The 19,686-nt window shown below is 67.7% G+C and carries 22 protein-coding genes; 19 read left to right on the top strand and 3 right to left on the bottom strand.

The features are described 5' to 3' along the window. Window positions 1–236: 236 nt before the first annotated feature. Complete coding sequence (locus QM597_RS07720; RefSeq protein ID WP_415004293.1) at window positions 237–872, bottom strand: hypothetical protein; 636 nt, start codon at window positions 870–872, stop codon at window positions 237–239. Window position 873: 1 nt separating this feature from the next. Beyond that, complete coding sequence (locus tag QM597_RS07715) at window positions 874–2,532, bottom strand: acyl-CoA dehydrogenase family protein (RefSeq protein ID WP_415004292.1); 1,659 nt, start codon at window positions 2,530–2,532, stop codon at window positions 874–876. Window positions 2,533–2,549: 17 nt separating this feature from the next. On the opposite strand from QM597_RS07715, the gene QM597_RS07710 reads away from it, so the two are divergent. Beyond that, on the top strand, window positions 2,550–3,473 hold the full coding sequence (locus QM597_RS07710; RefSeq protein ID WP_415004291.1) for a YihY/virulence factor BrkB family protein: 924 nt from the start codon (window positions 2,550–2,552) through the stop codon (window positions 3,471–3,473). Here the strand turns inward: QM597_RS07710 and QM597_RS07705 are convergent. Beyond that, entirely contained in the window at window positions 3,446–3,823 is a 378-nt protein-coding gene (locus QM597_RS07705) for a YchJ family protein (protein WP_415004290.1), read from the bottom strand. The genes QM597_RS07710 and QM597_RS07705 overlap by 28 nt on opposite strands. Before the next feature lie 270 nt (window positions 3,824–4,093). Between QM597_RS07705 and pdxS the strand changes: the two genes are divergently transcribed. From pdxS to QM597_RS07615, 18 genes are all read left to right on the top strand, one after another. Further along, complete coding sequence (gene pdxS / locus QM597_RS07700) at window positions 4,094–5,005, top strand: pyridoxal 5'-phosphate synthase lyase subunit PdxS (protein ID WP_415004289.1); 912 nt, start codon at window positions 4,094–4,096, stop codon at window positions 5,003–5,005. 143 nt (window positions 5,006–5,148) lie between these two features. Next, complete coding sequence (locus tag QM597_RS07695; RefSeq protein WP_415004288.1) at window positions 5,149–5,691, top strand: alternate-type signal peptide domain-containing protein; 543 nt, start codon at window positions 5,149–5,151, stop codon at window positions 5,689–5,691. A 14-nt stretch (window positions 5,692–5,705) separates the two neighbouring features. Further along, entirely contained in the window at window positions 5,706–6,254 is a 549-nt protein-coding gene (locus QM597_RS07690; protein WP_415004287.1) for a signal peptidase I, read from the top strand. Window positions 6,255–6,258: 4 nt separating this feature from the next. Next, on the top strand, window positions 6,259–6,906 hold the full coding sequence (locus QM597_RS07685; RefSeq protein WP_415004286.1) for an LPXTG cell wall anchor domain-containing protein: 648 nt from the start codon (window positions 6,259–6,261) through the stop codon (window positions 6,904–6,906). Beyond that, on the top strand, window positions 6,899–7,528 hold the full coding sequence (locus QM597_RS07680; protein WP_415004285.1) for a SipW-dependent-type signal peptide-containing protein: 630 nt from the start codon (window positions 6,899–6,901) through the stop codon (window positions 7,526–7,528). The genes QM597_RS07685 and QM597_RS07680 overlap by 8 nt, the downstream gene beginning before the upstream one ends. Further along, entirely contained in the window at window positions 7,525–8,514 is a 990-nt protein-coding gene (locus QM597_RS07675; RefSeq protein ID WP_415004284.1) for a signal peptidase I, read from the top strand. Before QM597_RS07680 ends, QM597_RS07675 begins: the two co-directional genes overlap by 4 nt. Window positions 8,515–8,547: 33 nt before the next feature. Beyond that, the gene (gene pdxT, locus QM597_RS07670; RefSeq protein WP_415004283.1) at window positions 8,548–9,141 is read left to right on the top strand and encodes a pyridoxal 5'-phosphate synthase glutaminase subunit PdxT; all 594 of its coding nucleotides are present in this window, start codon (window positions 8,548–8,550) and stop codon (window positions 9,139–9,141) included. An 18-nt stretch (window positions 9,142–9,159) separates the two neighbouring features. Beyond that, window positions 9,160–9,924 carry a YebC/PmpR family DNA-binding transcriptional regulator gene (locus QM597_RS07665; RefSeq protein ID WP_415004282.1) on the top strand — a complete coding sequence of 255 codons (765 nt, stop codon included), beginning with the start codon at window positions 9,160–9,162 and terminating at the stop codon, window positions 9,922–9,924. 63 nt (window positions 9,925–9,987) lie between these two features. Next, window positions 9,988–10,518, top strand: coding sequence for a crossover junction endodeoxyribonuclease RuvC (gene ruvC / locus QM597_RS07660; protein ID WP_415004281.1), 531 nt, complete (start codon window positions 9,988–9,990; stop codon window positions 10,516–10,518). Then, entirely contained in the window at window positions 10,515–11,108 is a 594-nt protein-coding gene (gene ruvA, locus QM597_RS07655) for a Holliday junction branch migration protein RuvA (RefSeq protein ID WP_415004280.1), read from the top strand. Before ruvC ends, ruvA begins: the two co-directional genes overlap by 4 nt. Then, window positions 11,105–12,145: a Holliday junction branch migration DNA helicase RuvB gene (gene ruvB, locus QM597_RS07650; RefSeq protein ID WP_415004279.1), complete on the top strand. Its 1,041-nt coding sequence runs from the start codon at window positions 11,105–11,107 to the stop codon at window positions 12,143–12,145. Before ruvA ends, ruvB begins: the two co-directional genes overlap by 4 nt. A 322-nt stretch (window positions 12,146–12,467) precedes the next feature. Beyond that, entirely contained in the window at window positions 12,468–12,782 is a 315-nt protein-coding gene (gene yajC / locus QM597_RS07645) for a preprotein translocase subunit YajC (RefSeq protein WP_415004278.1), read from the top strand. Next, window positions 12,782–14,407, top strand: a complete 1,626-nt coding sequence (gene secD / locus QM597_RS07640; RefSeq protein WP_415004277.1) for a protein translocase subunit SecD — start codon at window positions 12,782–12,784, stop codon at window positions 14,405–14,407. Before yajC ends, secD begins: the two co-directional genes overlap by 1 nt. Beyond that, window positions 14,407–15,495: a protein translocase subunit SecF gene (secF, locus tag QM597_RS07635; RefSeq protein WP_415004276.1), complete on the top strand. Its 1,089-nt coding sequence runs from the start codon at window positions 14,407–14,409 to the stop codon at window positions 15,493–15,495. The genes secD and secF overlap by 1 nt, the downstream gene beginning before the upstream one ends. A 69-nt stretch (window positions 15,496–15,564) precedes the next feature. Further along, a complete protein-coding gene (locus QM597_RS07630; protein WP_415004275.1) occupies window positions 15,565–16,125 on the top strand; it encodes a hypothetical protein in 561 nt (186 codons plus the stop codon). 54 nt (window positions 16,126–16,179) lie between these two features. Next, window positions 16,180–16,668: a lipoprotein gene (locus tag QM597_RS07625; protein WP_415004274.1), complete on the top strand. Its 489-nt coding sequence runs from the start codon at window positions 16,180–16,182 to the stop codon at window positions 16,666–16,668. After that, the gene (locus tag QM597_RS07620) at window positions 16,647–17,225 is read left to right on the top strand and encodes an adenine phosphoribosyltransferase (protein ID WP_415004273.1); all 579 of its coding nucleotides are present in this window, start codon (window positions 16,647–16,649) and stop codon (window positions 17,223–17,225) included. The genes QM597_RS07625 and QM597_RS07620 overlap by 22 nt, the downstream gene beginning before the upstream one ends. Before the next feature lie 135 nt (window positions 17,226–17,360). Next, the gene (locus QM597_RS07615) at window positions 17,361–19,682 is read left to right on the top strand and encodes a RelA/SpoT family protein (RefSeq protein ID WP_415004272.1); all 2,322 of its coding nucleotides are present in this window, start codon (window positions 17,361–17,363) and stop codon (window positions 19,680–19,682) included. Window positions 19,683–19,686 lie beyond the last annotated feature (4 nt).

Below are 19,686 nucleotides of genomic sequence, written 5' to 3'. Positions count from 1 at the left end.
TCATGGAGCGAGCACGACCCAGGTCGACGTGGAGACGCTCCACGAGCCAGACGGGGTGTGCGGTCAGCATGGGACGAGTGTGTCGGCGCGCCCTGTGGTTCGCCAAACGGATATCTCGCATAGTGGAATACCCATCCGTATTTCGGACGGCGGGGTGAGGAGTCCCTGCAATCCCAGGATGCTCTGTGCTCTGCGTCACAAGACTTTCGGGGCGATGCTCCGTCCGCCGGGCCGTCTCACTCGTTCTCGGAAGGCAGGAGCGCTCCGATGGCGTAGGTGCCGAGGACGGTGCCGAGGAGCGCGGCACTGAGCCCGACGGCAGTGACGTCCCACGGGAGCACACCGGCGGTGGATAGTCCGAGCGCGGCGGCCGGATGGAAGATTGCCAGCAGTGCGAGCGGCCCGGTGGCACCGGCGAGGAGCGGTGGCACGGCCGCGAGCGCGATGGGTCCGTCGCCGTCGATGGCCAGGTTCACCCAGGCCGTCGCGATCCCGGCCAGGCCGCCGGCGATCCCGGCCAGGGCCAGGGTCGGGGCACCGGTGGCGATCAGGAGAGTGGGGCCGAGCCGGTCGTCGAGGGCCTTCGCGCCCGCACCCAGGGCGACCGCGATGACTGCCTGCATCGCCAGCGTCGGCAGCAGATTGCCCCAGGAGGCCCGGCCGACGAGGGCCAGCGCGACCCCCGGCAGCGTTCCCGTGACATCAAGCCCGCTGGCGGTGTCGTCACGCGACAGCGCCGCGAACCAGGCCAGGGTGACAGTGACGGCCGAGACCACCGCGACGGAGAGGACGGGATCGCAGGCGCGCAGCGCCGCGATGACGGTGAGGGTCAGGAAGCCGCCCTGCAAGGCGGCGGAGGTCAGCGTGCGCATGTCAGGCTCCTGTCGGCGTGGCCCGCTTGGCGATGGTCGTCAGATCGAGGCCCCGCGGGAGCGTACCGAAGACCCCCGCCCAATCGCCGCCGAGGCGCGAGGCGCAGAAGGCGTCCGCGACGGCCGGATGCCCGTGACGCACCAGCAGGGTCGCCTGCAGCACGACCGCCATGCGGCTGGCGATCCGCCGCGCACGGGTCTGAATGTCGGACAGGTCCGCGAGGTCGTCGAGTACCTCGGTGACCGCGGCATCGAGGCGGGCGTCGAGGCCCCGCACGGCCCCGACCTCGGTCAGCCAGGCGTCCAGGGTCTCCGGTTCGCGCTGCAGCGCACGCAGCACGTCGAGGGCGTTGACATTGCCGCTGCCCTCCCAGATCGAGTTCAGCGGCGACTCGCGGAACAGCAGCGGCATCCCGGAGTCCTCGACGTAGCCGTTGCCGCCGAGGCATTCGAGGGCTTCTGCCGCGAGGAAGGGCGTGCGCTTGCAGACCCAGAACTTCGCCAGCGCCGACGCGATGCGGCGCAGTGCCTGCTCGTGCGGGTCGTCGCCGCAGTCGAGGGCTGCGGCCAGGCGCAGGCCCAGCAGCGTCGCCGCCTCGCTCTCGACGGCTAGGTCGGCCAGCACGTTGACCATCGCCGGCTGGTCGGCCAGCGTGGCACCGAACGCGGCGCGGTGTGAGGCGTGCCAGGCCGCCTCGCTGACCGCCTTGCGCATCAGCGCGGCCGAGCCGAGCACGCAGTCCATGCGGGTCGCCGAGACCATCTCGATGATCGTGCGGATGCCGCGCCCCTCCTCGCCGAGCCGGTAACCGACCGTGTCGTCGAACTCCAGCTCGCTAGAGGCGTTGGAGCGGTTGCCGAGCTTGTCCTTGAGCCTGACGATGGAGAACGGGTTGCGGGTGCCGTCGGCCAGCACGCGCGGTACGACGAAGCAGGTCACTCCCGCGTCGGTCTGGGCGAGCACGAGGAAGATGTCGTTCATCGGGGCCGAGGTGAACCATTTGTGGCCGCGCAGCAGGTACTCGTGCCCCCACGGCGTCGCGGCGCCGGTGGCACGGGCCACGGTGACGTTGGTGCGCAGGTCCGATCCGCCCTGCTTCTCGGTCATGCCCATGCCGGCGAGCAGGCCCGCCTTCTCGCCGGGAGCGCGGAGTCCGAAGTCGTAGGTCGTGGAGGCGAGGCCGGGGGTCCACACCTGGGCCGTGGCCTGATCGGCACGCAGGGCCGGGACGACGGCATAGGTCATCGTGATGGGGCACATGTGGCCCGGCTCGGTCTGGCTCCAGGCGACGAATCCGGCCGCGCGGCGCAGGTGGGCGTGCGGTTCGCCGGAGGTCCACGGGGCTGCGGTCAGCCCGAAGCCGATGCCGTGTTCCATGAGCCAGTGCCACGAAGGGTGGAAGTCGACCTCGTCGATGCGGTTGCCGTACCGGTCGACCGTGCGCAGGACGGGCTCGTGGGCATTGGCCGCCATGCCGTGTTCGCGGGCCTCCGGCGACCCCGCGAGGCGTCCCAGATCGCTCAGGGAAGCCAGCACGGCGTCACCACCGTCACCGGAGAACGCCTGCACGGCATCGACCAGGGCGGCGTCCTCCCGCACGACGTCGTAGCCGACGAGCGGGACGGCTTGGTTCTGCGGTCGTCGTTGACGCGGGTCCATACGGCTACGGTAGGCCCATGTCGGCCGTCCGAACCCGCTGGCCTGACTTCGTCAGACAGGTGCCGAAGGTCACGGTTCACGCCTTCGGCAATTGCTTCCGCAACCGGGTCACGGGCCTGGCGGCGGAGGCGGCCTTCTTCGCCATCTTGTCGCTGCCGCCGCTGATCTTCGGCCTGGCCGGTGCCATCGGCTTCGTCGCCGAGCGGTTCCGGGTCTCGCAGGTCGACGTGCTCAAGGACCGGGTCATGGACCTGGCGGCGCACGCGCTGACCGACAGCACCGTGGACGCCGTGATCGTGCCGACGCTCGACGAGGTGCTGAAGGGCGGGCGCTTCGACGTGGTCTCCATCGGGTTCCTGCTGGCGCTGTGGTCGGGGTCGCGGGCGCTGAACGTCTTCATCGACACCATCACGATCATGTACGGCCTCGGCGGGGTGCGCGGGATCGTCAAGACGCGGGCGCTGTCGTTCAGCCTCTACGTCGTGGCGCTGGTCATCGGGATCGTGTTGGTGCCGCTGGTGCTGGCCGGTCCGGACGTCGTGCAGGCGATCACGCCCGATCGGGTCGATTTCCTCACGCAGTTGTACTGGCCGACGGTGCTGCTGCTGTCGGTCGGTTTCCTGTGCACGCTCTACCACCTTGCGGTTCCGGTCAAGAAGACCTGGCGTTCGGGGCTGCCGGGGGCGTTCTTCACCGTCGGCATGTGGATCTTCGGGGCCTACCTGGTGCGGGCGGTGCTCGGGTTCAGCACTGGCGGGACGTCGATCTACGGGCCGCTGGCCGCTCCCATCGCGGTGCTCCTGCTGCTGTATGTCCTGTCGATCTCGGTGCTGATCGGCGCCTCGATCAACGCCGCCTATGACGAGTTGCGCCATCCCGAGGACCGCCCGGACGTCCCGGCCGAGGCTGGCGATCAGCCGCCGGTGACGCCGTCGACGTAGAACCACAGGCCGCGTTCGTACACGAAGCGGCTCGTCTCGTGCAGGCGTCCGGGGCCGTCGGGGCCGCAGAAGAACGCGGTGAACTCGACCACGCTGGGTGCGGTGCGCTCGACATCGAGACGGGTCCAGCGCAGCGATGCGTCCAGACTCAGCTCGTCGGGCCGGGTCGACGCATGCCAGGTGCGCAGCAGGTGGGCGGCGTCGCCGAGAGCGAAGGCCGTGAAGCGGGATCGCATGAGCGCCTCCGCACTCGTCGCTGCCGGGTGCTCGGCCAGCACCGGCCCGCAGCAGGCCCCGAACGGCAGCCCGCTCGTACACGGACACCGCGACGGGGCAGGAGAAGCGTTCATGGCACCCATTGTCCCGGCCCGCGACGCCAGTTCGCCGAGGATGCCGTCGGCGAACTCGGCAGCGCCTCTCAGGCGAGGCCGACGTTCCCGATGCCGGCTACTCGCCCTCGCCGTCGATGCCGAAGTGCTCAGTCAGGCGTTCCAGGGTGAACTCCTGCCGTGGCTTGCAGGTGCAGGCGAGCCGAGGGGAAACCGCGCCGCGAGCTTGCTGATCGCCGCCAGATGATGGACACGGCGAAGGCCGCGAAGGCCGCTCGATAAGCTTCCGAGGTGAGCACTGAACAGCCTTCCCCCGCCCAGACCCAGACTGGCACTGCGCGCGTCAAGCGCGGTATGGCCGAAATGCTCAAGGGCGGCGTCATCATGGATGTCGTCACCGCCGAGCAGGCGAAGATCGCCGAGGACGCCGGTGCCGTGGCTGTCATGGCACTGGAGCGCGTTCCGGCTGATATTCGGGCGCAGGGGGGTGTGGCACGGGCGAGTGACCCGGACCTGATCGACGCCATCATCGAGGCCGTCTCGATCCCGGTTATGGCCAAGGCACGCATCGGCCACTTCGCCGAGGCGCAGATCCTGCAGAGTCTCGGCGTCGACTACATCGATGAGTCCGAGGTGCTGACGCCGGCCGACTACGCCAACCACATCGACAAGTGGGCCTTTGACGTGCCCTTCGTCTGCGGTGCGACGAACCTGGGCGAGGCGCTGCGCCGCATCACCGAGGGTGCCGCCTTCATTCGCTCCAAGGGTGAGGCCGGTACCGGTGATGTCTCCAACGCCGTGACCCACATCCGCAAGATCACCGGCGAGATCCGCCGCCTGCAGACGCTCCGTGACGACGAGTTGTACGTCGCAGCCAAGGAGTTGCAGGCACCGTTCGAGCTGGTCAAGGAGGTCGCCGAGGCCGGCAAACTGCCCGTGGTGCTCTTCACCGCCGGCGGCATTGCCACCCCCGCCGACGCCGCCCTGGTCATGCAGCTGGGTTCCGAGGGCGTCTTCGTCGGCTCGGGCATCTTCAAGTCCGGAAATCCCGCGCAGCGTGCTGCGGCCATCGTCAAGGCCACCACCTTCTACGACGATCCTGATGTCGTGGCGCAAGCCTCGCGCGGCCTCGGTGACGCGATGGTCGGCATCAACGTCGATGAGATTCCCGAGCCGCACCGCTTGGAGACCCGCGGCTGGTAGCCCGTTCTGGCTCTGTTCGGAGGCGAGGACTAGCCCGAAAGAACTATTTATCGCCGCTGCGCCGGTTCGGCGTCATGGTCCGGCGACATTGCCGTCATACTGGCAGAGGCGCATATCGGCGCTCACGAATGAGGGAGAAGTCCATGAACAAGTCCACTAAAGGTGCGTTGGCAGCTGCTGCTGCCGCCGTCCTGCTGCTCGGCGGTGCCGGTACGCTCGCGTACTGGACTGCCGACGGCAGCATCACCGGTGCGGAGATCACCAGCGGCCACTTGACGCTCGACGCTTCGGCGTGTGAGGGCACGTCCGGTTGGAGTCTCGAGGGCGATACCTTCGACACCTCCACGGATACGCTGATCCCCGGTGACACGCTGACCAAGAGTTGCAACATCGTTGTGGACGTCGAAGGCACTCACTTTACTCAGGTCGACATCGAGGCCACGACTCCCACCGGCACCTTGGCTGCCCCGTGGGACGAATTGACGGTCGGTGCGACGGTCAACGGCTCGGCCACCGGCGGTGACGACATCGCCGTCAACCAGGGGACCAACAACATCCCCGTCGTCATCACGGTCACCTGGCCGTACGGCAGTGCTGCCGACAACGATCTCAACGGCGACCTGTCGACCACGCTGAGCAGTATTACGGTCACCGCAGTCCAGGACCACCAGGACGACGCCAACTGACCGGAGCCTGACCGATGGTCGGCTGGTTGGGGCGGGTAGCCGCCTGGCTGGTGATCCTCGGGGTCGTGGTGGTCCTCGTGATCGCCGTGCTGATCCCGAGGGTCACCGGAGCCACGCCGTATACGGTGCTGACCGGGTCGATGCGTCCTGGTATGCCGCCGGGGACGCTGGTCGTCGTCAAGCCGGTCAAGGCTCAAGAGTTGAGCATTGGCGACGTCATCACCTATCAGTTGGAATCGGGCAAGTCGCCTGTCGTCACCCACCGGATCACCGGGATGGGCACCTCGCTCAAGGGTGAGCCGCTGTTCGTCACCCAGGGGGATGCCAACGATGTGGCCGACGCTGCCCCGGTGATGCCGGTGCAGATTCGTGGTAGGGCGTGGTACTCGGTGCCCTATCTCGGGTATGTCAACAACGCGCTGACCGGTTCACAGCGCCAAATAGCGGTCTACGCGGTTGCGGGGCTGTTGCTGGGCTACGCGGCCTGGATGTTCGGCGGGGCGTTGAGGGAACGCCTCGCCGGGAGTCCAGGCCGAGACGAAGAAACGAAGGGAGTGAAGTGACGTCATGCTGGCGCATCTGGGTCGTCTCATCGGTGTGATGACCGTGGCGACCCCATTGCTGACCGTTTCGGCCGCTCACGCGGCCGACGGTGCGGTTGGCGTGAGCGCAGACGGCGTCACGTGGACCTCTGCTCTGGCCCATCCGGTGTTCGATCCGGAGATGACCTGGATCCCGGGCGATTCGGAGACTGGCTCCTTCTTCGTGCGTAACCAGGGGCCGAGCGCGGCATATCTGACGATCGAGGCGCGCAGCACCGACGCCGACGCGCTGCTGGCCTCAGGTGACATCGACCTGCGGGCGCGGATCGCCGGGGGTGAGGATTGGGTGGTCCTCGACAACGGCGTGCCGAGCCAGCGCCTCGTCGATCAGCCGCTCGCCCGCAGCGCGGTCGTCGAAGTGGAGGTCAATGCGACCTTCGATGCGGCCTCGGCGAATCAGTCGCAGACCAAGCGGCTCGCGGTCGACTTCGACGTCACCTTGACCGAGGCCTCCGATGCAGGTGACGGCTCCGGCACAGCCGGTAACTCCGGTGGCCTGCTGCCGACCACCGGCGCGGCGATTTCGGTATGGACGGCAGCGGCCGGCGCGGCTCTGCTCGCGGCAGGGTCCTGGATCATGCGGCGTCGACGTGGGCAGGCGTGCCATGGTTGAGGCACGTCATCGTCGCGCTACCGTGCGCCGTCACCGCGCGGTGACGGCGCGGGCGCTGCTGTCGCTCGGCCTGCTGGCTGGTTTCGGTGCCATCGGCACGACCGCTTATTGGACCGATCAGGCGTCCATCACCGGCGGCACCATCACGTCGGGTTCGATGGATATGCGCTTCGACACCACCGGGGCCATCGGCCTGAGCACGGGATACACCAAGAGCGCGATCACCTGGACGGGTCTGGTACCAGGGGAGAGCAAGGCCTTCGACCTGACCGTCAACAATGTCGGCGACCCGCCGTTCACGTACACCGCCACCGTCACCCAGGGGTCCAGCCCCACCTGGACCTACGTCGACACGCCCGTCACCGTCCAGTTCTTCAACGGCACGGCCCAGGCGGACACCGTCTATCCGCAGCAGGACACCTGCTCGGGTACAGCCCTCGGTACGGCGCAGACTGTCGACACCACGAATAAGTCGCTCATCACCAGTGCCCCCACCGTCGCCGCAGGCGGGTCGCATCAGATGTGCATGGTCGTCGGTATCGCTTCCTCTGCCACGAATGACAACCAGAGCAAGACCGGGTCGCTGTCGTTCTCCTTCACGGCCACCCAGGCGGCATCGTGAGGCGTGCAGGTTACTGGATCGCGGAGGCTGCGCTGTGGATCGGTGCGGTCCTCGGGATCCTGAGCCTTCTGGCGGCGCTGCTCGCGCTGAGCGGCGCGGTCCGGCCTCTGGTCTTCACTTCCGGGTCGATGTCCCCGGGGATCCCGACCGGTTCCCTGGGATTCTCGCGGCCGGTGAATGCCTCGGACATTGCTGTCGGGGATGTGGTGAATGTCACCCGTAGCGACGGGCAGCAGGTCACGCACCGCGTCATCGATATCGAGCCGGACGGCTCGGCGGTCCGGCTGACCCTCAAGGGCGACGCGAACCGTACCCCCGATGCTGAGACGTATGTCGTGACTGGCGCGCACCGGGTCTTCTTCGACGTGCCCTGGCTCGGGCGGGTCGCCACTGAGTTGAAGAGTCCGCTGGTGAGCCTGACGCTGGTGGCTTTCCTTGCTGCACTCATCGTCAGTCCGCTGATGCTGCGAGGGCGTCGACGGCGCGACGGCCGGGGCCGCCGGCGTGCGGGGAGGCATCCCGGAGCGCACGCAGTGGCGGCGCTGGCCGTCGCGGCCTCGTTCGCGGCCGTGCACAGCGTGACACCCACCATGGCCGGATTCACCGACACGTCTGTCCTCACCTCCGGGAGCCTCACGGCCGGCTCGGTGACCAAGCCGGCCGAGACGTCTCCCAAGTGTGCGGTGAGCAACGGCCTGGTGACCAAGACGCTCACGACCTATTGGACCGCCGCCACGACGCCCACGACGTTGACCTACACGGCGGTCGTCCGCGAGACGGGGACCTCGTTGACGGTGACGTCCAGCGGCACCACCCGTTCGGCCACGGTCACCAACGGCCTGCTGGATCTCAGCAATCTTCTCGGCACCACACTGCACATTGACGTTACGGCGACGCTGCCCAACACCAACTGGACGGCGACCTCGACCCGGACCCTCACCGTTGGCGCGCTCCTGCCGAACTTCACCTGCGGTGCCTGGTCCTGACTTGCCGCCGCTGGAATCTCGTAAGGTGGGCCGGTGACTTCCCGCCCGATCATTGGTGTCTTTGCCGTGCAAGGGGACGTCCGCGAGCATCTCGCCGCCCTGGAACGGTGTGGTGCCAGCGCTGTTGCGGTGCGCCGGGGCGTCGAACTCGACCGCTGTGACGCGCTGGTGCTCCCCGGCGGGGAGTCGACGACGATGGCCAAGCTCGCCCGCACCTTCGAGCTGTTCGAGCCGATCCGCGAGCGGATCGCAGCCGGCATGCCGGCCTTCGGCACCTGCGCGGGACTGATCCTGCTCGCCGACCGGATCGAAGGGGGCATACGCGGTCAGGAGACCTTCGGCGGCCTCGACGTCACCGTCCGGCGCAATGCCTTCGGCCGCCAGGTCGACTCCTTCGAGGGCGACCTCGACGTCGCCGGGCTGGCCGATCCGGTCCACGCGGTGTTCATCCGGGCACCCTGGATCGAACGCGCCGGGCCGGCCGTGGAGGTGTTGGCGTCGGTCGAGGTAGCGGGCGCAGATAGGATCGTCGCGGTTCGACAGGGCCGCGTGATGGCGACCGCCTTCCATCCCGAGGTCGGCGACGACGATCGGGTCCACGGCCTGTTCGTCGACCTCGTCAGGTGAGTAGAGAGGGGACCACCCATGTCCGGGCACTCCAAGTGGGCGACCACGAAGCACAAGAAGGCTGTCATCGACGCCAAGCGCGGCAAGCTGTTCGCCAAGCTCATCAAGAACATCGAGGTCGCCGCGCGCGTCGGCGGGGCGGACCCCGACGGCAATCCCACGCTCTATGACGCGATCCAGAAGGCCAAGAAGCAGTCGGTCCCGAACAAGAACATCGATTCGGCGGTCAAGCGCGGCGGCGGCCTCGAAGGCGGCGGCGTCGACTACACGACGATCATGTACGAGGGCTACGGGCCGAACGGTGTGGCACTGCTCATTGAGTGCCTGACCGACAACAAGAACCGCGCCGCGATGGAGGTTCGCACCGCGATGACCCGCAACGGCGGCACGATGGCCGATCCGGGTTCGGTGTCGTACATGTTCAGCCGTAAGGGTGTCATCATCGTCTCGGCCGCGCAGGAGTCCGGCCCGACGACCGAGGACGACATCCTCATGGCCGTGCTGGACGCGGGAGCCGAGGAGGTCAATGATCTCGACGGTTCCTTCGAGGTGCTGTGCGAGGCCGGCGACCTGGTCGCGGTGCGTACGGCCCTACAGGAGGCCGGCCTGGATTACGAGTCCGCTGATGCCTCCTTCGTGCCGTCGGTCAACGTCGAGGTCGATCTCGAGGGTGCGACCAAGGTCGTCAAGCTCATCGACGCGCTGGAGGACTGCGACGACGTGCAGAACGTCTTCGCCAACTACGACGCCAGCGACGAGGTCATGGAGCAGGTCCACGCCTGAGGTAGGGACCTCGGCGGGCGTGTCGGGGTGGCGGTGGCTGCCGGTCCGCGTAAGGTATCGAACATGAGTTCGGGACAGTTGCGAGTCATGGGCATCGACCCCGGTCTGACGCGCTGCGGCGTCGGCGTCGTCGAAGGGGCGGTGGGGCGGCCGCTGTCGATGGTGCATGTCGACGTCCTGCGCACGCCGGCCGACCTCGACGTGGCCCGGCGCCTCGGGCTGCTGGCCGAGGGCATGGAGGAGGCCATCGCCCGCCACCGGCCCGAGGCCGTCGCCATCGAGCGGGTCTTCAGTCAGCACAACGTCCGCACCGTGATGGGCACGGCGCAGGCCAGTGGCGTGGCGATGGCGGTGGCGGCGCGCTGCGGTATCGGTGTCCATCTGCACACGCCCAGCGAGGTCAAGGCTGCGGTCACCGGCAGCGGTCGCGCCGACAAGGCCCAGGTCGGCCAGATGGTGACCCGCATCCTGCGGTTGCCGCAGGCCCCCAAGCCCGCCGATGCCGCTGATGCGCTGGCCATCGCGATCTGCCACGTCTGGCGCGGTGGTGCCCAGCAGCGCATTGCCGAGGCTCTGGCCAAGGTGAGCCGGTGATCGCCTCACTGCGCGGCACCGTCACCGCGCTGACCCTCGACGGGGCCGTCCTCGACGTCGGCGGCGTCGGCTACTTCGTACGCACCACACCGGGCACGCTGGCCGGGCTACGGCTCGGGCAGGAGTGTGCGGTCGCCACCACCCTCGTCGTGCGCGAGGACTCGATGACCCTCTACGGCTTCGCCAGCGTCGAGGAACGTGAGATGTTCGAGCTGGTGCAGACCGCCAGCGGCATCGGTCCGAAGGTCGCGCTGGCGATGCTGTCGGTGCTCGATCCCGACCGGCTGCGCTCGGCCATCGCCCAGGCCAACTACGCCGCACTGACGTCGGTTCCCGGCATCGGTCGCAAGGGTGCCGAACGCATCGTGGTCGAACTCAAGGATCGTGTCGGGCTGGCCACCGCAACCGCCGCTACGGGAGCGCCCGCCTGGCGCGAGCAGGTTCACGAGGCGCTGCTCGGCCTGGGCTGGAGCGCACGGGACGCCGAATCGGCCGTCGATGCCGTGGCCGCCGACCTGCCCGAGGGGGAGATGGCCGAAGTGTCCACGCTGCTGCGCGATGCGCTGCGCACCCTGGCGAGGAAGCGATGAGCGAGGAGGACGCCGGGATCGTGGCACCGGCTGCCGGAGCCGAGGACCGCGCCTACGAGGCGGCTCTGCGGCCAAAGACCCTCGATGAGGTCGTTGGTCAGGAGCGGGTGCGCGAACAGCTCGCCCTGGTGCTGGAAGCGGCCGTCGCCCGCGGATCGACGCCCGATCACGTGCTGCTGTCCGGGCCTCCCGGCCTCGGTAAGACCACGCTCGCCATGATCGTCGCGCACCACCTGTCGGCGCCGCTGCGGCTGACCAGCGGACCGGCGATCCAGCATGCGGGCGACCTCGCGGCGATCCTGTCCGGTGTCAGTGAAGGAGATGTCCTCTTCATCGACGAGATCCACCGCATGTCGCGTCCGGCCGAGGAACTCCTCTATATGGCGATGGAGGACTTCCGGGTCGACGTCGTCGTGGGCAAGGGGCCGGGGGCGACCGCGATTCCGCTGGAGATCCCCCCGTTCACGGTGGTCGGGGCCACCACCCGGGCCGGCCTGCTGCCCGGCCCGCTGCGCGACCGATTCGGCTTCACCGCGCAACTGGACTACTACGCCCCGGCCGAACTCCAGCGCATCGTGACACGGTCGGCGAGCCTGCTCGGCCTCGAACTGACCGCCCGTGGCGCTGCCGAGATCGCGGGCCGCTCCCGTGGGACGCCCCGGATCGCCAACCGCCTATTGCGGCGGGTGCGTGATTACGCCGAGGTTCGTACGGCGGGCGTGCTCGATCTCGAAGCCGCCCGCACGGCGCTCGCGTTGTACGAGGTCGATGACCTCGGTCTGGACCGGCTCGACATCGCGGTCCTGCGGGCGCTCTGCTCGAGTTTCGGCGGCGGTCCGGTCGGTGTGGCGACCCTCGCGGTGGCCGTGGGGGAGGAGCGCGAGACGGTCGAGGAGATCGCCGAGCCGTACCTCGTGCGGCTCGGATTCCTGGCGCGCACCCCTCGCGGCCGGGTGGCCACGCCCGCCGCCTGGCGGCACCTCGGCCTGAGCGCTCCGGCGGTCGCCGAGGAACAGTTGCGCCTCGGCGAGGAATAGAACCCCGTGCCGGGAGATAGGGATCCGCTGGTTGTAGGTCGGGGCCGCTCATTGAGGTGCGTAGCGAGGAACGAGCGGAGCCGGGTCCTGAGGTGCCGCGAGGAACGAGTGGCCTCGAAGGGCGAAATGACCCGGCCATCGCTGGCTTCGGGACTCGCTCGCACCTCAGCCGGCGGGACCTCTCTGCAGAATCATTTCGCGATGCGACCGTGCGGTGAGTCACGTCGCTGGTCGTACCGTCTACACTTCCCGTTGGCCCTCCGGCCAATCCGTATTCGGCGCTGCGCGCCGAGGCGGTCGTCTGTCTTCGTGGAGTTCTCGCGTGCCTGAATCAACCGGCCTTCTGCTGATGCTGCTGGCGATGGTGCTGGCCTTCTGGCTGTTCATCGTCCGTCCGGCCCGCAAGAGCCAGCAGCAGTACCGAGAACTGCAAGAAGACCTCGAACCGGGAGTCCAGGTCGTCACGGTCAGCGGCGTCTTCGCCGAGGTCGTCGCGCTGGAGGACACCGAGGCCCGCCTGCAGATCGCCGACGGCGTGGAGATCCGCGTCCTGCGCCAGGCCATTGCCCGCGTCGTGCCGGTCGAGACCGGCGAGGAACCGCAGGTCGACACCGCCGAGACGAAGGACGAAGCCTGATGGCCGCACCGCGCGGACGCAATATCCATCGACCGGGCCGTGCCCTGGTGCTGTTCCTGGCCGGGGTGGCCGCGCTATTCGTGCTCGTGGGTGTCATCGACGTCACCGACGGCGGGGGCCACGGTGCCTGGAAGCCGCGGCTCGGCCTCGACCTGCAGGGTGGCACCCGCATCACGCTCCAGGCCGAGTCGAGCGACGGCAAGGTCTCGTCGGCCAACCTCGCCCAGGCGCGAGACATCATCGACCAGCGTGTCAACGCGACCGGTGTCTCGGAGGCCGAGGTCACTACGCAGGGCGGTAACCAGATCGTCATCGAGATCCCCGGCAAGGAACGCGGCGACATCGTCGACCAGGTGGGCCGTACCGCGCAGATGCAGTTCCGCCTCGTCTGGCAGCAGCAGGTGACCTCGACCGGGCAGGCGCTCGACGAGGCCACGGCTCAGCAGGTGCAGGCGAGCATCGACGCAGTGCCGTGGTCGTCGCTGACGCTGCAGCAGATGATCGCCGCCGAGACCCAGGGCACCACGAGCCTGCCGCAGGAGTTTCAGGCCGCCGTGGCGGCGCTGACGCAGCAGGCGCAGGCCTTCGCCTGCACGAGCGACGGTTTGGCGGTCGAAGATCCCAAGGACGCGCCCATCGTCACCTGTGACCCGAAGACCGGCGAGGTCATGGTGCTCAGCCCTGCGGTCATCGAGGGGTCGCAGGTCAAGGACGCCAGTGCGGGCATGCCGCAGAACACCGCCCAGTGGGTCGTGGACATCAAACTCGCCGACGACGGTGCGAAACTCTTCGACACGGTGACCGAAGCGCTGACGCCCGCGCAGAGCCGTTTCGCCGTGGTTCTCGACGGCGAGGTGCTGACCGCCCCGCGCTCCAATGCGCACATCACCAACGGCCAGGCGCAGATCAGCGGCAGCTTCACCCAGGAGAGCGCCGTCGATCTGGCTAACCAGCTCAAATACGGTGCCCTGCCGCTGACCTTCACGGTCAACGGCGTCTCGGTCGAGGGGCCGACGCTTGCCGGGACGCAGTTGGAGGCCGGCCTGATCGCCGGCGGCATCGGCCTGGCGTTGGTGCTGCTGTACTGCTTGCTCTACTACCGCGGCCTCGGGCTGGTGGTCTTCGCCTCGCTGGGCATGGCCGGAGCGATCACCTACGTCCTGGTCCTGCTGCTCGGCACGTCGATGGGCTTCACGCTGACGCTGCCGGGTATCGCCGGCCTCATCGTGGCCATCGGCATCACGGCGGACTCGTTCATCGTGATGTTCGAGCGCATCCGTGACGAGGTACGCGACGGCAAGTCGCTGAGACTCGCCGTCGAGGCCGGCTGGGCGCGCGCGAAGTCGACCATCCTCGCCGCCGACGCGGTTTCCTTCCTGGCCGCCCTGATCCTGTTCATCTTCGCCATCGGCGTCGTGCGCGGCTTCGCGTTCGCCCTCGGCCTGACGACCCTCGTCGACATCGCGGTCGTCTTCTTCTTCACCAAGCCGCTCATGTCGATGCTGGCCCGCACGAAGTTCTTCGGGCAGGGGCACAAACTCTCCGGCATGGACGCCGCCCACCTCGGCATCGAGGGACATCGAAGAGTCACCGAGATCGCCTCGACTCCGGGAGGTCGAGCCTGATGGGACGACTGAGCACCTTCGGCCAGCACCTGTACACCGGGCGGGTCTCCTTCGACTTCGTCGGTCGCCGCATGATCTGGTACGTCATCAGCCTCGTGCTGCTGGTCGGCTCGGCGGCCGGCCTGGCCGTTCACGGCCTGGAGCGCGGCGTAGAGTTCAAGGGCGGCGTGGAGTTCACCGCCAGCGTCGACAAGGCCAACGCCTCCTCGGTCGACAAGTTGAGCCAGGCCGTCGTGGACACCGGCCTGCACGCGGCGGCCGCCCCCATCGCCAACACCTCCGGCGACAGCACGATCCGCATCCAGACCGGACCGCTGTCGCAGGACGAGACCACCCAGGTCAAGGAGGCCCTGGTCGCGGCCGGTTCCTCGGAGGTGAGCCAGAATCTCGTCGGCCCGTCGTGGGGCAAGGAGGTCGCCAAGAAGGCCGCGACCGGCCTGGCGGTCTTCCTCGTCATCGTCGTGCTGTTCATCTGGGCGTACTTCCGCGAGTGGCGCATGTCGGTGGCCGCGATGGTCGCCCTGGCCCACGACATCGTCATCACCGTCGGCGTCTATGCCTGGTCGGGCTTCGAGGTCACGCCGGCCACGGTGACGGGCCTCCTGACGATCCTCGGCTACTCGCTCTACGACACTGTGGTCGTCTTCGACAAGGTCCGCGAGAACACCCGTGGCATCTTGTCGTCCACGTCGCGCATCTACTCCGAGCAGGCGAACCTCGCGGTCAACCAGACGCTGGTCCGATCGATCAACACCTCGGTCACGGCGTTGCTGCCGGTCGCGGCGCTGCTCATCGTCGGTGTCGGCGTGCTCGGCAGCGGCCCGCTCAAGGACCTCGCCTTGGCCCTGTTCGTCGGTATGGCGGTCGGCACCTACTCGTCGATCTTCATCGCCACGCCGCTGGCCGCCCAGCTCAAGGACCTCGACCCTGCGGTCAAGGCCCACACCGCCAAGGTGCTGGAGCGCCGGACCAAGAAGCCCGCCACGGAGGAACCGGCCCCGGTCGTCCATCGCCCGGTCGCCGTCTCAGGCGCGGCGGGCCGCCGTCAGCCCAAACGCACCACCCGCCAGCAACGCCAGCGTCGCTAGGAACCGGCGCTGGGGCCGCAGCCTTGTCCGCGACCCAGTACCGTGTCGGTGACCCATTCAAGGAGAGATATGTCGTCCGCTTCGTCCGCGCCCGCGTGGCGCCGCCCTCAGGTACTCGCGATCACCGGGATCGTCGTCATCGCGCTGCTTGCCGGCACGTGGTTCTTCGTCCTGCGCGACGGGCGCAGCGCCTACTGCGACGACCTCAAGTCGTGGGTCAACAAGAGCAAGGAGACCATCGCTCCCGACGCCGATCTGGCAACGTCGGCCAAGGCACTCGCCGAAGGCATTGACCGCCGCATCGACGGGGCCAAGAAATTCTCCAAGGAGGGTCCGGACGACCTACGAGCCGACTGGAAGTTGTTCCACCAGCGTCTGGTCGACGTTGTCGAGGTGTTCAAGAAGGTCGGTTATGACCTCACCGACTCGGCTTCCATCGAGAAGTTCGCGACTGATGTGCAGTCCGGCGCGCTGAACAACATCGACCCGGCCCTGCAGGCCGAGGCTGCCGCAGTGCAGGAGAAGCTGGCCGATGACGAGTCGACCAAAGCCATCGACGCGATCACCAAGGACGCCGAGGAGAACTGTGGGATCGCCGATTTCCAGCTCTCCCCGACCGCCACGCCTTGAGTTGGTCCGGGTCGCTCGGGTCTTGGTCGAGCTTCCATGCCAGGATGTGATCTTATGAAGAAGATTCTTTTCACCAGCGCAGCGCTGGCCACCGCCCTGATCCTGTCGGCGTGCGGCGATTCTGATTCGGATGACTCGAAGGACTCCGAGAGCAAGAAGGACGCCGCGCCGTCCTACTGCGATCTCCTTGAGGACGCCGAGGCGCAGTTCGAGGAGTTCGACGAAGGCGACTTCTCCGACTTTTCCGACATCCTCGACACCTTCGAGTCGCTAGCCGACGCGGCGCCGTCGGAGATCGAGAGCGATTGGGAGACCGTCATGGAGGGCATGGACATCTTCGTGGACGCCGTCGATGACCTCGGTATGACCGTCGAGGAGTTCGCGAGCATGTCCAGCGAGAGTGATCTGCCCGAGGGTGTCGATGCATCGGAGTTCGCCGAGGTCATGGCTGATCTCGAAGAACTCAACGACGCCAAGTACGAGGATGCCGGCGACGCGATCGAGGAGCACGCCTCTGATGAGTGCGGCGTGGAGTTGAGCTAGTCCTGAACGCCGCTGATGTCGCCTCGCTCATCGACGAGGCGACGCGCACCATCGAAGATTGGCCGAGTCCCGGTGTGACGTTTCGTGACATCACACCGCTGCTCGGCGATCCGTCGGCCTTCGCCTCGGTGATCGACGCCCTCGCGGCGCGGGTCACCGAGGCGGGTCCGGTGCCTGGTGCCGTGGTCGGTGTCGAGGCACGGGGCTTCATCGTCGGTGCCCCGCTCGCCCTGCGGCTGGGCGTCGGCTTCGTCCCCGTGCGCAAGAAGGGTAAGTTGCCGGCTCGGACGCACGAGGTCACCTACGACTTGGAGTACGCCACGGCGACGCTGGAGATCCACACCGACGCGCTGGCACCCGGCACAACGGCGGTGATCGTCGACGATGTTCTCGCCACCGGTGGCACTATGAGCGCGACCTGTGACCTCGTGCGGCGCTGCGGTGCCGATCCGGTCGCGGTGGCAGTGCTCATGGAGTTGTCGGACCTGGGTGGTCGCGGCGTGCTCGACGTGCCCTGTCTGGCCCTACGCACCTATGGAGAGACGAGACCGATATGAACTCCTCGCAGATGCGCGTCGTGGCCCTGGTGCTCGTTGTACTGCTGGTGATGGGCGTCGCAGCCTCCCTGCTGTCCGGACTGTCCTGACCCTGTCCGTAGACTGGGCGTCCCGGAGTCGAGGAAAGAGGTCGCCGTGGCCGAACGTGGTGAGGTCGCCCCGCCGGCCGGCCACGCGCCCACCGAGGTCGACACTGCCCCCGCCGCAGCTCGCGTGCGTTCGAGGTTGTCGCGGATCGGTAGCAGGACCCCCGACGATCAGGCTGTGCTGGAGCCGTTGCTCAAGATTTATCGCACGACTCATCCCAAGGGCGACGTCGCCTTGATCCAGCGGGCCTACGCCGTGGCGGAGCGGATGCACGAGGGGCAGACCCGCAAGAGCGGGGACCCCTACATCACGCACCCGCTGGCCGTGGCGACGATCCTGGCCGAGCTGGGCATGACCCCTCCCACGCTGTGCGCGGCACTGCTGCACGACACCGTCGAAGACACCCCGTACACGCTCGAGGAGTTGCGGGCAGACTTCGGCGACGAGGTCGTGCACCTGGTCGACGGCGTCACCAAACTCGACAAAGTCACCTACGGGGCCACCGCGCAGTCCGAGACCATCCGCAAGATGGTCATCGCGATGAGCCGTGACATCCGGGTGCTCGTCATCAAACTCGCCGACCGGCTACACAATATGCGCACGCTGCGCTACCTGCGTCAGGACAAGCAGGAGCGCATCGCCACCGACACGCTGGAGATCTTCGCGCCGCTGGCCCACCGGCTCGGCATGAACACGATCAAGTGGGAGTTGGAGGACCTCGCCTTCGGGGTGTTGCACCCCAAGGTCTACGACGAGATCGTACGGCTCGTCGCCGACCGGGCACCGTCACGCTCGACCTTTCTAGAGCGGGTGATCGGTGATGTCGAATCGGACCTGAAATTGGCCAAGATCAAGGCGACGGTCACCGGGCGCCCCAAGCATTACTACTCGATCTACCAGAAGATGCTCGTGCGTGGGCGTGAGTTCTCCGACATCTTCGACCTGGTCGGCGTGCGCATCCTCGTCGACAGCGTCGCCGACTGCTATGCGGTGCTCGGCGTTCTGCACGCGCGCTGGAATCCGATCCCGGGACGCTTCAAGGACTACATCAGTGTCCCGAAATTCAACATGTACCAGTCACTGCACACGACAGTGATCGGCCCGCAGGGCAAGGCCGTCGAGTTGCAGATCCGCACGCACGCGATGCACCGCCGGGCCGAATACGGTGTCGCGGCGCATTGGAAGTACAAGGAGGATCCGACCGCGAAGCGGGCCGTCAAGAAGGAGGCGGCATCCTCCATCGCCTCGGAGATGGCGTGGCTGCGCGAACTACTCGACTGGCAGTCCGAAACCGAGGACTCCATCGCTTTCCTCGATCAGTTGCGCTACGAGATGGGGCAGAGCGGAGTTTATGCCTACACGCCGCGCGGCGATCTCATTCAGTTGCCTGACGGTTCGACACCGGTGGACTTCGCCTACGCGGTGCACACCGAGGTGGGGCACGCCTGCATCGGCGCGCGAGTCAACGGCCGGCTCGTATCGTTGGAGTCAAAGTTGGAAACCGGCGATGTCGTGGAGATCTTCACCTCCAAGTCGCCCGATGCCGGTCCGAGTCGCGACTGGCTGGAGTTCGTGGCTAGTCCGCGGGCGCGTAACAAGATCCGCCATTGGTTCACCAAGGAGCGCCGTGAGGAAGCTATCGAGCACGGTAAGGACCTCATAGCGCGCCAGATGCGCAAGGAGAGCCTGCCGCTGGTGCGACTGTTTCGCCAGCGCACCCTGGACGCTGTCGCGGCCGACCTCAATCTCACCGACATCGCGGCCCTGTACGCGGCTGTGGGGGAAGGCAATGTCAGCGCCCAGAACGTCGTGGAGCGGGTGCTGGCGCTCTCCGGTGGTCGTGCGGGGGCCGAGGAGGACCTCGCCGAGGCGACTGTCCCCACCGCCCGGCGCTCCTCGCGCACTCGCGAGGGCGGCGATGCCGGCGTGGTGGTCGAAGGACTCGACGGGAGTGTGCTGGTCAAGCTGGCGCGCTGCTGCACCCCGGTTCCCGGCGATGCCATCGAGGGGTTCGTGACGCGCACCTCGGGTGTTTCGGTCCACCGCTCCAGTTGTGTCAACCTCGAGCAGTTGCGCGAGGAGGAGCCTGCGCGCCTGGTCGAGGTCCGGTGGGCACCGAGTGCGACGAGCACCTTCTTGGTGGCGGTGCAGGTGGAGGCGCTAGACCGCCCCGGGCTGCTGAGCGACATCACCCGGGTCATGTCCGAGCAGCACGTCAACATCCTGTCGGCCGTGATGACGACCGGTGCCGACCGGGTCGCGCGGAGCCGTTTCACCTTTGAGATGGGCGATGCCAAGCACCTGGGTCACGTGCTCAAGGCCGTGCACACCGTCGAGGGCGTCTACGACGCCTACCGTCTGACCCAGTAGCCGC

The sequence above is a fragment of the Aeromicrobium sp. genome, assembly GCF_047607065.1.
GTDB lineage: Bacteria > Actinomycetota > Actinomycetes > Propionibacteriales > Nocardioidaceae > Aeromicrobium.
The sequence above is the reverse complement of the archived record's forward strand: the minus strand, read 5'-3'. Positions and strand labels throughout refer to the sequence as shown.

Excerpts from the sequence above, each read along its gene's own strand:
- QM597_RS07720 (WP_415004293.1), bottom strand. The coding sequence starts at position 872 with ATGCGCACGCTGACCTCCGCCGCCTTGCAGGGCGGCTTCCTGACCCTC.
- QM597_RS07715 (WP_415004292.1), bottom strand. The coding sequence starts at position 2,532 with ATGGACCCGCGTCAACGACGACCGCAGAACCAAGCCGTCCCGCTCGTC.
- QM597_RS07710 (WP_415004291.1), top strand. The coding sequence starts at position 2,550 with ATGTCGGCCGTCCGAACCCGCTGGCCTGACTTCGTCAGACAGGTGCCG.
- QM597_RS07705 (WP_415004290.1), bottom strand. The coding sequence starts at position 3,823 with ATGAACGCTTCTCCTGCCCCGTCGCGGTGTCCGTGTACGAGCGGGCTG.
- QM597_RS07695 (WP_415004288.1), top strand. The coding sequence starts at position 5,149 with ATGAACAAGTCCACTAAAGGTGCGTTGGCAGCTGCTGCTGCCGCCGTC.
- QM597_RS07690 (WP_415004287.1), top strand. The coding sequence starts at position 5,706 with ATGGTCGGCTGGTTGGGGCGGGTAGCCGCCTGGCTGGTGATCCTCGGG.
- QM597_RS07685 (WP_415004286.1), top strand. The coding sequence starts at position 6,259 with ATGCTGGCGCATCTGGGTCGTCTCATCGGTGTGATGACCGTGGCGACC.
- QM597_RS07680 (WP_415004285.1), top strand. The coding sequence starts at position 6,899 with ATGGTTGAGGCACGTCATCGTCGCGCTACCGTGCGCCGTCACCGCGCG.
- QM597_RS07665 (WP_415004282.1), top strand. The coding sequence starts at position 9,160 with ATGTCCGGGCACTCCAAGTGGGCGACCACGAAGCACAAGAAGGCTGTC.
- ruvC (WP_415004281.1), top strand. The coding sequence starts at position 9,988 with ATGAGTTCGGGACAGTTGCGAGTCATGGGCATCGACCCCGGTCTGACG.
- ruvB (WP_415004279.1), top strand. The coding sequence starts at position 11,105 with ATGAGCGAGGAGGACGCCGGGATCGTGGCACCGGCTGCCGGAGCCGAG.
- secD (WP_415004277.1), top strand. The coding sequence starts at position 12,782 with ATGGCCGCACCGCGCGGACGCAATATCCATCGACCGGGCCGTGCCCTG.
- secF (WP_415004276.1), top strand. The coding sequence starts at position 14,407 with ATGGGACGACTGAGCACCTTCGGCCAGCACCTGTACACCGGGCGGGTC.
- QM597_RS07630 (WP_415004275.1), top strand. The coding sequence starts at position 15,565 with ATGTCGTCCGCTTCGTCCGCGCCCGCGTGGCGCCGCCCTCAGGTACTC.
- QM597_RS07625 (WP_415004274.1), top strand. The coding sequence starts at position 16,180 with ATGAAGAAGATTCTTTTCACCAGCGCAGCGCTGGCCACCGCCCTGATC.